The organism is Paenibacillus sp. CF095 (assembly GCF_900101225.1).
Classification (GTDB): Bacteria; Bacillota; Bacilli; order Paenibacillales; family Paenibacillaceae; genus Paenibacillus.
The window spans coordinates 1,250,041-1,262,079 of the sequence record NZ_FMZN01000001.1 but is presented as its reverse complement, the minus strand read 5'-3'; the positions used below and the strand labels follow the sequence as shown (position 1 = coordinate 1,262,079).

General features: G+C 44.9%; 12 protein-coding genes. 9 read left to right on the top strand and 3 right to left on the bottom strand.

All coding sequences use genetic code 11. The features are described 5' to 3' along the window. Positions 1 to 37 precede the first annotated feature (37 nt). Positions 38 to 1,291: a cytochrome P450 gene (locus tag BLS69_RS05580; RefSeq protein ID WP_091029240.1), complete on the top strand. Its 1,254-nt coding sequence runs from the start codon at positions 38 to 40 to the stop codon at positions 1,289 to 1,291. Positions 1,292 to 1,382: 91 nt separating this feature from the next. On the opposite strand, the gene BLS69_RS05575 is transcribed toward BLS69_RS05580, so the two are convergent. Beyond that, positions 1,383 to 1,964 carry a TetR/AcrR family transcriptional regulator gene (locus tag BLS69_RS05575; protein ID WP_176872606.1) on the bottom strand — a complete coding sequence of 194 codons (582 nt, stop codon included), beginning with the start codon at positions 1,962 to 1,964 and terminating at the stop codon, positions 1,383 to 1,385. Between the two features lie 224 nt (positions 1,965 to 2,188). Between BLS69_RS05575 and BLS69_RS05570 the strand changes: the two genes are divergently transcribed. From BLS69_RS05570 to BLS69_RS05560, 3 genes are all read left to right on the top strand, one after another. Then, entirely contained in the window at positions 2,189 to 3,304 is a 1,116-nt protein-coding gene (locus BLS69_RS05570; protein WP_256332231.1) for an NADH:flavin oxidoreductase, read from the top strand. Positions 3,305 to 3,529: 225 nt separating this feature from the next. Next, positions 3,530 to 4,309: an AraC family transcriptional regulator gene (locus BLS69_RS05565; RefSeq protein ID WP_256332230.1), complete on the top strand. Its 780-nt coding sequence runs from the start codon at positions 3,530 to 3,532 to the stop codon at positions 4,307 to 4,309. Next, positions 4,287 to 4,976 (top strand): DMT family transporter, encoded by a 690-nt coding sequence (locus BLS69_RS05560; RefSeq protein WP_305367732.1) that lies wholly within the window; start codon positions 4,287 to 4,289, stop codon positions 4,974 to 4,976. Before BLS69_RS05565 ends, BLS69_RS05560 begins: the two co-directional genes overlap by 23 nt. A gap of 76 nt (positions 4,977 to 5,052) precedes the next feature. On the opposite strand, the gene BLS69_RS05555 is transcribed toward BLS69_RS05560, so the two are convergent. Further along, positions 5,053 to 5,754 (bottom strand): pseudouridine synthase, encoded by a 702-nt coding sequence (locus BLS69_RS05555; RefSeq protein ID WP_091029232.1) that lies wholly within the window; start codon positions 5,752 to 5,754, stop codon positions 5,053 to 5,055. Between the two features lie 206 nt (positions 5,755 to 5,960). Here BLS69_RS05555 and BLS69_RS05550 point away from each other — a divergent pair, with 206 nt between their 5' ends. From BLS69_RS05550 to BLS69_RS05530, 5 genes are all read left to right on the top strand, one after another. Further along, entirely contained in the window at positions 5,961 to 6,593 is a 633-nt protein-coding gene (locus tag BLS69_RS05550) for a hypothetical protein (RefSeq protein WP_091029231.1), read from the top strand. 342 nt (positions 6,594 to 6,935) lie between these two features. Beyond that, on the top strand, positions 6,936 to 8,144 hold the full coding sequence (locus BLS69_RS05545; RefSeq protein WP_091029228.1) for an MFS transporter: 1,209 nt from the start codon (positions 6,936 to 6,938) through the stop codon (positions 8,142 to 8,144). Positions 8,145 to 8,234: 90 nt separating this feature from the next. After that, on the top strand, positions 8,235 to 9,473 hold the full coding sequence (locus BLS69_RS05540; RefSeq protein WP_091029226.1) for an aspartate aminotransferase family protein: 1,239 nt from the start codon (positions 8,235 to 8,237) through the stop codon (positions 9,471 to 9,473). A 275-nt stretch (positions 9,474 to 9,748) separates the two neighbouring features. Then, on the top strand, positions 9,749 to 10,798 hold the full coding sequence (locus BLS69_RS05535) for a zinc-dependent alcohol dehydrogenase (RefSeq protein ID WP_091029222.1): 1,050 nt from the start codon (positions 9,749 to 9,751) through the stop codon (positions 10,796 to 10,798). Between the two features lie 71 nt (positions 10,799 to 10,869). Continuing rightward, positions 10,870 to 11,607 carry an HAD family hydrolase gene (locus tag BLS69_RS05530; RefSeq protein ID WP_091029220.1) on the top strand — a complete coding sequence of 246 codons (738 nt, stop codon included), beginning with the start codon at positions 10,870 to 10,872 and terminating at the stop codon, positions 11,605 to 11,607. 146 nt (positions 11,608 to 11,753) lie between these two features. On the opposite strand, the gene BLS69_RS05525 is transcribed toward BLS69_RS05530, so the two are convergent. Then, positions 11,754 to 11,936, bottom strand: a complete 183-nt coding sequence (locus tag BLS69_RS05525; RefSeq protein WP_091029218.1) for a YjfB family protein — start codon at positions 11,934 to 11,936, stop codon at positions 11,754 to 11,756. Between the last annotated feature and the right edge of the window lie 103 nt (positions 11,937 to 12,039).

Here is a 12,039-nt window from a genome sequence, read left to right as displayed (position 1 = left end):
ATATTTGTCAATGAGACCAACCAAGGAGGCGAAACGAATGAAGAAGAGCTCTATAATTTCTCTATCTGAAATCACGAATTTTCAATCGAAAGAAGAAGAATTCAGTCCCTACCGTTGGTATCGCAGCATGTTGAATCAGGAACCTGTCGTCTACAACGAAGAAACCGATTCCTGGCATGTGTTCAGGTATGATCTTGTCAAAACGGTGCTTAATGATCACGAGCACTTCTCCAGTGTGAGAAAAAGATCGATTGTTAACGTAGGATATTCGAATGAAGAAGAAGGTTCGGGGAACGAGCACCATATTCCGGACAAGCTGGATATTCACAACGTAGATCCCCCGGAACATCGCAAGCGGAGATCCTTACTCGCCAGTGCATTTACGCCAAGAAGTCTCAAGCTCTGGGAACCAAGAATTGAGGCCGTGGCCGAAGAATTAATCAGCGCATTTGAACATCAACCTGAAGTGGATATTGTTGAAGCATATACGAGTATGTTTCCTGTCATTATCATGTCTGACCTGCTCGGTATTCCTTCCAAAGATCGTCATCTATTCAAGGATTGGGTGGACACCATGTTTATGCCTACTACCGATGCCACCTTTGATCAGATTAACCAATTGAAAAAGATTGCCGGTGAAGAATACTTCAAGTACTTGTATCCCTTCGTTGTGTCCAAACGATCCAATCTGGGAGAAGATATCATATCAGACCTGATTCAGGTTGAGTTGGATGGCGAATTTTTTACAGATGAAGAGATTGTGCGAACCACCATGTTTATTCTGGGAGCTGGCATCGAAACGACCAGTAATCTGCTGGCCAACTCGTTCTACTCCCTTCTATATGACCAACCGGAATTGTATGCCGAACTCAGAGATCACCCTGAACTTGTTCCAGCCGCGGTAGAAGAAATGCTGAGATATCGTTTTCACATCAGTAAAATGGACCGCATGGTCAAAGAGGATAACGATCTTCTTGGGGTTAAGTTAAATAAAGGAGATGCCATCGTGGCGTGGATGAGTGCAGCCAATATGGACAAGAACATGTTCGAAGATCCATTCACACTGAATATTCATCGTTCGAACAATAACAAACAGCTTGCGTTTGGTTTCGGTACTCACTTCTGTCTTGGGGCTCCTCTGGCGCGCCTGGAAGCGAAGATCGTATTAACCGCATTCCTAAAGACATTCACCAAAATTGAACCTGTTCAAGGGTTCATCCTGGAAGAAAACCTGACTCCATCTGCCGCTGGGCAGTCCTTAACAAACCTTCCGATGAAGCTGTATAAGTAAATTCGGTTAGTGCGAATACCAAAAAAGAGCAGATCATCTGCTCTTTTTCTCATGACTTTGATTGATTCATTTGATAAGCTATTCAATTCAATTAATTCAACAATTCCAATCCGCCCATCATATAGGGGACAACTCGTTGAGCTAACTCAGCAGGGGATTCCTGTCTTCCATCCACATTCCATCGATACGTCATTCCATAGATCGACCAGCTTAGCATGGTTGCCGTAATTTTCAGCGTTTTCGGATCTACATCCTTCGCCACTTTGCTCATTAATTGAAGAAGGAATTGTTCCAGTTGAGTCTTGATGTTCTCTTCAATGATTGGTGCAACCGTCTCATATTTCTTGATGCACTCATTACTTGAGACGTGATAATCACATAATGAAAATATAAGCTGCTGTATGGTTTCCGCTGATAACCGTGCATCCGGGTCTACCCTTTTCGTTACATATTCCATAAAAGCATCCGATAACAAGGATTCAAGGAGTGCATATTTATCCTGAAAATGGGCGTAAAATGTGGCTCTGTTAATTGTGGCCTGTTCCGTAATGTTTTGAATCGTAATGCTGTTGAAATTTTTAAGGTTCAGTTGAACTAAAAACGCATCAAGGATTAATTGCCGAGTGCGAATCACACGCGGATCGTTCGAGTTTGGAGACAATACACCCGACATGTCCCAATCCTCCTTTGTACACAAAAATATTTGGCTAGACTCCTTCATTATAGATAAGTGTTATTTGTTCAACAAGTGAAAGTAAGTGCAAAGACACCATACAATAATCCGTGTCTTTCGCTTAAGCAACAAAACAATCAATCTGTTGGTTGAGCATGCCTCTAGACCTTGCTAACATTGCACTCGTACCCACTGAGAGGTAAAACATAATGGAGGTGTATATTTTGAGTAATCCACAATATAACATTATTTCTACGGAGCGTTTGTTTCAACCATACACTGTTTCAAAGCTAACCCTGTCTTCACGCATCGTCATGTCCCCCATGGCTCGTGCTTTTTCCCCGGGCGGTGTCCCTGGCCCAGACGTAGCCGCATATTATCTTCGACGTGCCGAGCATGGTGTTGGACTTATTATTACCGAAGGTGCGACCATTGAACATCCGTCTGCATCAAGTGAGCCTAGAATCCCTCATATGTATGGAGAAGCAGCTCTTCAAGGCTGGGCTGAAGTGGTCAGACAAGTTCATGATGCTGGCGGCAAAATCTTCCCTCAGATTTTACACATGGGAATCGTTCGTCCTTCAGGATCTGACCCACACCCGGAAGCTGCATCACTGAGTCCATCGGGAGTTGATATGGAAGGTACTCAAGTAGGTGAGCCAATGACGGAGGCAGAGATCGCAACTGTGATTCAAGCTTATGCAGATGCAGCAGCCAATGCGCAAAGTATTGGTTTTGACGGAATTGAACTTCATGGTGCACACGGTTTTCTAATCGATCAGTTTTTCTGGAAAACAACGAATAGGAGAACGGACCGCTATGGTGGTGACCTTCAGAAACGAACTCAATTCGCGGTTGAACTTGTCATGGCAGTGCGTGCTGCGGTAGGTCCTGATTTTCCTATTGCAATGCGGATTTCCCAATGGAAGATGAATGATTATCAAGCCAGACTGTTCGACACACCGGAAGAACTGGAACAATTCCTTCGTTTGTTGGTTGATGCAGGTGTAGATATCTTCCACTGCTCGACACGACGCTTCTGGGAGCCCGAGTTTGAAGGATCTGATCTTGGATTTGCAGGGTGGGTGCGGAAGCTAAGTGGTCAAACCACGATAACGGTCGGTTCTGTAGGTATGGCAGATGAGCCTGAAGAAGAAGGAAATGAAGTAAAACATCCAGGTATGGGCGAACTCATGAAGCGATATGAGCAGCAGGAATTTGATCTGGTAGCTGTTGGACGTGCACTCCTTGGTGATCCGGCATGGGCTGCCAAAATACGCGAAGGCCGCGTATCTGAGATTCAGGCTTTTACACCTGAAGCACTGGCTACGTTACACTAAGAACAATTACTAATTGTTCCAGACATTTTTTCTCCCCTATATATAGGTTCGAACTCATGAATCAACTATACTATGCAAAGGGCTCGCTTTCCCTCCGGGATTGCGGGTATTTTGTTTTTGGAGCTATCTGTGCGATCAAACACTTCGAGCAATAGCAATATCGTTCAAGAAAATTCCTTCTTTGCAACCTATAATGACACTAACATACCAGAAAGAAGGTGCATCATGACTCGAGAAGTCCGGACTGTGGTATTTGATACCGATCTACAGCTAGAAGCTTATCAATTTGAAGGCATTATGCAGAAATTTCCCAATCATTTTCATGACTATTACGTCATTGGATTTATTGAGCAAGGCAAGCGTCACCTCATCTGTAACAACGAAGAATACATTCTGAATAGTGGCGACATGATTGTCTTTAATCCACATGATCCTCATGCCTGCGAACAGGTCGATGGCAGAACCCTCGATTATCGCTGTATCAACGTCCAACCTGAGGTTATGCGTGAGTATGCGAGAGAGATTACTGGACAAGCTTACTTGCCACGCTTTACATCCCCCGTTCTCTATCAGAGTGAACTTGTGGGTTCCCTGCACGAGCTTCATCAGATGATTCTGGAGGAGCAATCGGATTTCTGCAAAGAAGAATTGTTACTCTTTCTGCTGGATCAATTAATGCGAGATTATGCGGATGCTGAACCGCCTGTATCCACGCAGGATGTTACCGCAGAGATCAGACGCATATGTGATTACATAGAAGCTCATTACATGGAGAGCATCTCGCTGAACGAGTTAGCCGATCTGACGGAGATGAGTAAGTATCACCTGCTGCGTTTATTCACTCGCCAGAAAGGCATATCACCTTACCGCTATCTGGAAACGATTCGCATTAATCAAGCCAAACGTCTGCTGGAACAAGGCCTGCTTCCCATTGAAGTAGCCGCACAGACAGGATTCAGTGACCAGAGCAGGAATATGTGGAGTGACTCTATATTTTCTCATTGAAAATATTGCGCTGCTGTACACAACCGCTTCTAACGTGGGTGTTATTGTCTCCATCGCTCCGTTCTTCACTGCCGTGCTCGCCAATTTCTTCCTGGATGGTGAGAAGTTAACGCGCCGCTTTCTTATCGGATTTGGGATTGCCTTGAGCGGCATCCTACTCATCGCGCTGAACGGCAGTTTCGTTCTGCAACTGAATCCGGTAGGTGATCTGCTTGCTTTTATAGCACCTGCGGTATGGGCGATATATTCTGTATTAATGCGTAAAATTGGCCAGCTTTGCTATCACACCATTGGTGCGACCCGCAAAGTATTCTTCTATGGCCTGATCTTCATGCTGCCAGCTCTTTTCCTGTTTGAATTCCATTGGGAACTCGGGCGCTTCACAAGTATGACCAACCTTTCTAATGTTCTCTACCTCGGTCTGGGTGCCTCCGCGTTGTGTTTCGTGTCCTGGAACCGGGCTGTGAATCTTCTCGGAGCTATCCAAACGAGTGTATATATCTATCTCGTGCCTGTCATTACGGTTGTGTCATCTGCACTGATTCTTCAAGAGCAGATAACCTGGGTGATTGTACTCGGTGCGTTCTTAACCCTATTTGGCTCTTACATTTCAGAGCGCAAAGGACAGAAGCTTAACAATAAAAACACTAATCCGCGGAGGGATTAGTGTTTGCTTCATTTCATTTTTTACTGATATAACTGGAAATCGTGGTTGACCACCTTTGACATGCAGCAGCATTCATTCATTTTATTTCATTTAATTGAGACAGCAGAATCTCCAGTTCCTCTTGCTCCAGATGACGCCATTGCCCCCGCTCCAGTTGATCCAGCGTAATATTCATAATTCGCACGCGTTCCAGCTTCAACACTCGGTACCCCAAGGCTTTGCACATTCTACGGATCTGCAGGTTGAGCCCCTGTGTCAAAATAATACGAAATACATCTTCACTTTGCCTATACACTTCGCAGGGTTTGGTCACCACGTCCAGAATTTCAACGCCTTCAGACATGGACTTTACAAATTCATCTGTTATAGGTTTGTCTACAGTCACTACATATTCTTTATCATGGTTATGCTCCGAACGCATCATCTTGTTCACAATGCCTCCATCATTCGTAAGCAAAATCAACCCCTCAGATGCCTTATCCAGCCTGCCTATCGCAAATATGCGAGAAGGATAATTCATATATTGAATGATATTCCCTTCCACATGTTCTGCTGCTGTGCAGACAATACCAATGGGTTTATTCAGAGCTATATAGACAGGTTCATTGTCATTACGAGGAATCTCCTTGTCATCAATGTGTACCACATCATGAGGTTCAACTTCGGCCCCTTTTTCACAAACCCTGCCATTGATCGTAATGCGTCCAGCTGCAATTAATCGGTTCGTTTCCCTGCGGGAGCAGAATCCCGTTTCACTTATGTATTTATTAATTAACATGTGTCACCACTTCTCATCTGTAATATATATCTGCTGGTTCATTGAATTAATGATACGTTTATTTACTTCACGCAAGAGTTAGTACCTTGTACTGATTCTCATTCCACATCATCTCATTTATACTGAAACGAAGCAATGAATGGTTATATGAAAACACATACAACGGTACATAGGAAAGTCAAAATACACTCTGGAAGGAGCTTCTCATGTACAAAGTTACTCGAATTACAGTTGACCCCGATGATCCAAACCAAGACTCTGGCATGTGGATTGGTGGAGAAACTGCATACGTTTCCGACTGGCCGCTCAACCCTGAGGGTCAGCCTTTATTACATCTGTTCTCCATCAATTGCAATACACTTTCACAGCAGGTCCATATCCCTTCTTTACCACAAGATAAATATATCTCGGTCTTCTCGACCTACTCCGCCTCCGAATATTTTCTGGATCAGGTAACCTATACGGGAGATGAGCTGGAATGGAACGAGAATATTCTCGCCGGGTGCACTTATGTCTCGGTATCTTCGCATCCACTCACTTCCGTATGTCCCGTTCCACCCATTCCGTTAAGCGGCGTACGTTTGATTGAAATGGAGTTAGACGATCAGGCATTCCCTGCATTCTCATTTTTCTCTCCCACGTTACCAAATGGTGTGAAAGGAATTGACCATTTGGTAGAGGAACATCAACTGGTGTGTCAAATATATTCCGGAGATTTTCCTGAGCCTTATCGGGATATATTGGGTCTTCCCGATGCAAACGGTTATTTATTTTTGCGAAGGGGTCCCGCGTCTGCTCACGCGCCATTCGATGGAATATTCTTTGTACAGACTGCTTAATGGCGATACGTTGAGGTCAGGTAACATCATATAAAAGGGCTAATCAGAACGTTTCCCGTCTACTCAGACAGGGAACGTTTTTTATATATGCACGTGTTACTATCCTCGATCAATACAAATGCCAAACCCTGTTAAAAGGTCATATGGATTGGATCATATTTATCCTTTCGACACGAAATCGTTTTAGATGAAACTTAGCACGAGAAATATTTCTCCTCATCAAAATTTAACATTATTTTACAACAAAAAGCATGTACATTTGTGCATTTATGGTATAAGTTATATATGAAATAAACATTAATTACATAATATAAAATTTTTATCCAACTAGGAGGCAGACTTATGAAAAGAATATTCGCTCTAAGCTGCGGTTTTTATCTGTTAATCGGCATAACCAGCGTTGTGCTCGGCGCCCTTCTCCCTGTTTTATTGACATATTATGAGCGCGGTTATAGTGATGGCGGATTTTTGTTATTTCTGCAGTTCCTTGGATTTCTTGTCGGGGTTCTTGTCGCTCCTTCAATGACTGCCCGGATCGGAAGAAAAGTTATGTTACTGATTGCACTGGTCTGTATTGTAGCGGCTTATGCTGTTCTCGGATTTTTGCCATCTTGGACTAGCGTTCTTCTACTTACTATTCTCATCGGCTTTGGCTCAGGCATTATTGAGCCTTCCGTTGGAGCATTCACGATCGAATTCACTGAGAATCAGAAAGCCGTAGCGATGTCCAAGCTTGATGTGTTCTTTGCTCTTGGAGCACTTCTCATCCCCGCTGTCGCTGCTTTATTTATCTGGATGGATCTGTGGCATCTTACTTTTTATACAGTGGCCGTGTTGTCACTCGTTCTCATGCTACTGTGGATCACCATGCCCCGTTCAGCCGCACTGTATCTGGAACAGGCTGGCGAGAATACAGTGGCACACTCAGCAGGTAAAGCCCGATATTCTAGAAAACAGCTGGGTCTGCTGACGATCTTTGTCATCTTCTTTTTCATCTACATGGGACTGGAACTGGGATTAATGAACTTCCTGCCCTCTATACTTGTAGAACGATTGCAGCTTCAGGAATCTGTCGCATCGCTGAGTGTCTCCATCCTGTGGATTGCGATGATCATCGGTCGTCTTTTCTCCGGAAAAATAGCCGAATCCGTCAACTATATGCCTTTCCTGATCTGGAGTACGGTTGGCACGCTTTTGTTTACGGTCGCTATGGTATTTGTAACTGGACAGTGGGCAACGTATGTGCTCATCTTCGGAACCGGTCTGTTCATGTCTGGGCTGTTCTGTATCGCACTGGTCTACGCAAATGTTCTGATTCCCGGTATGACCGAGCGGACAACCAGTATCCTGATCGCATCGGGTGGTATTGGAGGTGCCATCTTGCAGTATGTGACTGGATGGAGTATGAGCACAGGGCCTGTCGTGAATACGGTCTGGATTTTGGCCGGATTCTGTCTGATCCTGCTGCTCACATTGATGATCTCTCATCTATGGACTGTAAAAAATAATGCAGTACGTACTGCTCTCGCACAACATAGTAAGGAAATGTAAACATCGTTTCTTAAGGGAGGTGATGCCCGCATCATCCGGGATTGTTGAGCTTCGTTCGAGTTAGTACACCATTATATTGGAGGAAATCGTATGCAAACTTTAACCAACAACCGCTTCATAGCCGGAAAAGGGATTAAGTTGATTGACGATTCAGGTGTTGAATACCTGGATGGCGTGTCGGGCACGTTCAATCTGTCACTGGGCTATAATCACCCACATGTTGTCAGCAAAATTCAGGAACAAGTCGGCAATCTGACGCATATGTCTTCCTCCTTCACCGAACCGTACGTAAATGAAGTACTTGATCACTTAATCGAATATGCTCCAAACGACATTAATGCCGGATGGATGCGGGATATCACTGGTTCAACTGCCAACGAATGTGCAACCAAAATTGCACAGAAGTATACCGAATCAACAGACATCATCAGCCTGTATCTGTCCCATCATGGGCAGACCCAATTTGCCACCGGGATTTCGGGGAATGCCTTCCGGCGGAAACGGTTCCCCAATTCGGCTGTGGCTAACGCTGTCCATGTACCTGCCCCATACTGTTATCGCTGCCCATTCAAATCCTCAAATGGAGACTGCGGCTATCAATGCGTTGAAGCTATATCTGATGCGATAGAATATGCAAGTTCCGGCTCAGTCGCATGTATGATTATCGAACCCATTCTTGGAAATGGCGGCAACATCATCCCTCCCGCCGGGTATTTCAAACGTCTGCGTAAACTGTGTGATGAGTACAATATTATTCTTATTGCCGACGAAGTGCAGACAGGAATCGGTCGTACGGGAACCATGTTTGCCAGCGAACTGTTTGATATCCAGCCTGACATGATTACCCTTGCAAAAGGTCTTGGCGGAATCGGCGTACCTGTTGCTGCTGTATTAATGCAATCCCGGCTGAATGTGCTCGAAAAGCACGAACACTCCTTCACCTCAGGAAGTAATCTGATCTCCGTAACCGCTGCCAAATCCACCTTGGAAGTGGTATCCGAACCCGGATTTCTGGATGCGGTAAAACGCAAAGGTGAAATTCTGGGTGAATTGCTGCATGAATTGGCTATGAAATACCCAAGTATCGGGGAAGCTCGTGGCGTCGGGTTAATGTGGGGGTTGGAGATCGTAGGTGACGGTAATGAACCGGATACACAAAAAACCAATGCCATTGTTGACCGTGCTTTTACAGATGAGCATCTGATCTTGAGAAGTTCAAGATATGGCTTCGGCAACGTTGTTAAGGTCCGGCCTTCCCTTACCACAACCGAAGACGAACTGGTTGAGATTGTAGAGCGGCTGGATTCGGTGCTTGCCAGCGTTAATTAAAACATTTCAATGCAACTGTTCGAAGTGGTCGTTTCGGTTACGAATCGTTCTTATGATCGCTGTTATCCACGGATTTTCTTGATTTTCCTTTCCCAAGGGAAAAATCCGTTGATAGCGTATGCTTCCGAAGCAGCTTTCTTTCAGAAAGCTTTTAGGCTAACGCTTCGCTTCTCCAGAATCGATTTCGTCCCCTTAACTACTTTCGTATCTTGTCAGAAACAGTTAAGATGAATCGCTATATTTATATTTTTATATAATTATAAGGAGGTTATATCATGCTTGCATTGGTATACAAATCGGCTTGGGATGTGGCGCTTGAGGAACGGCCTGTCCCGGAAATTACAAGAGATAATCAGGTGTTGGTTCGTATTCGAGCAACCGGAGTATGTGGTACCGACTTAGGCATCGTAAGCGGTAAATATCATGCGGTTCCTTCTGTCATTCTCGGTCATGAGTCTGCCGGGGAAGTCATTGCTGTTGGCTCTGCGGTAACGACATTACAACCGGGCGACCGTGTTGTGATCGACCCCACCTACTATTGCGGACAATGTGACATGTGCAGAACAGGCAGACAAAATCATTGCACACACAAGTCTGTTACCGAGACAGGTGTGAGTGCTGACGGAACATTTACAGATTATTATGTGACCGAGGATCGTTTTTTGTACAAATTGAAGGACCATGTGAGCTATGAAGAAGCAACTTTGACGGAACCGCTCAGCTGTATGCTGACGGGGATTAATCAGATTCATTTATTGCCGAATTTCAGAACGATCATCCTCGGCGCAGGCCCGATTGGCATTCTGTACAGCTACGCGCTCGCTTCTAAAGGGGTCACCGGCTGTCTGGTCGACATCTCCGAAGAACGCTTAGCCATTGCCGGTTCCATTGCACCCGATCGTTGGGCAGTTCATTCATCCTTCGAAAATGCAATCGAATCGCTGTCACCCGCAACCCATCAGGTCGATATGATCGTGGATACAACAGGTGTTGTGGGCACACAAGTGCTTTCCCAGCTCGCCAGTGGCGGTTATCTGATGCTGGTTGGTCTGAGAGATGGAAACACATCCTTCAATCCCAAGGAAGTTGTGGACCGCAGTCTGAAAATTATTGGTTCCATCGATTCTCTGGGGACATTTGCTACCGCACATTATATGATTGAACAAGGGATTATTCCGGCAAAAAAAATCATCACCCACTCCTTCCCGTTGGAGGATTACGAAGAGGCATTCCGTACACTTGGCTGCGATATTCAGGGACGCACACTTCAAGCCTCTTCACATGCCATTAAAGTTGTGCTGCAATCCAGCGGTTCCAGTTTCTAAAGTGGAAGGTTAACCATGAATGGATTACATTAGAGATATATGTACACACAATCCTGGAGGAGGAATACAACATGGCAGCAAACAAAGAATCTAACGGACTGGGAGCCCCCAATGATGACATCATTCAAGCAGTCATTTTTGACATGGATGGTGTACTGATTGACAGCGAACCGATTTATTTCGAGATTGAGCGCAGCTCTTTTACCCATTTTGGAGCAAGGGTGACTGATGAAGAACATCATACCTATGTTGGAGTTACGCTGGAATCCATGTGGCAGCAAGTATTGGACAAACATCAACTGACAGCTACGCTGGAAGAAATATTTGCTTATCATCAGCATAATGTGATGCAAACGATGCTTGCCCATCCGAATCTCACAGCAATGCCTTCCGTGGAACGCTGGTTAAGCTGGCTGCATGAGCAACACGTACCCATAGCCGTTGCTTCTTCCTCTCCACGTGCACTGATTGATCTGATCATGGACAAAACCGGACTTGGACAATACTTTGAGGTGCGAATGACAGGTGAGGAAGTTACAAACGGCAAGCCAGCACCAGATATTTTCCTGACCACCGCTGAGATGATTGGTGCATCCCCTTCGAATTGTCTGGTGATCGAGGACTCGCGCAATGGTGTTCAGGCCGCCAAAAGTGCAGGCATGCGCTGTATCGGATATCGTAATCCGGGTTCAGGCAACCAGGACTTGTCCAAAGCCGATCTTCAGATTTCCAGTTACGATGAGTTATGGACATTGAAGGATACACTGCCCTTTGAAGGCAGATTGCCAAGTTTGTCAAAGTTTCGCTGAGAAGATCGTAATAAAAGGATCGTAATTTCGGGAATGAGTATTTAGAAAAAAAACAACCCAAACGGCTTCAATTCATTCGAATTGGAGCTGTTTGGGTTTTGCTTGCTGCAATGGGTGTTACATGAGGACACATGCTGTAATTTCAACTAAACCGAAAGATCGAGACTTCCACCCAGATTGGGATGAGGAGCAGGCACTGACTTCAACATTTCCGCCATCTGCTGGCCTTGCTGCTGTGCGATGTCTTTTGTAATCGACATCACTTGCAAGCTTGCCGACTGCACTACTGAAGCTTGGCTCATCGCCATTGATAATGCTGCAATATCCATGTTCTGCACTCCTTTCACTTTCTGATTACATAGATGTACTTATTATATATCGGTCAGTAGAGAGGAATTGTTAAAAGGTCGATCAAAATGTATACGGAAATCC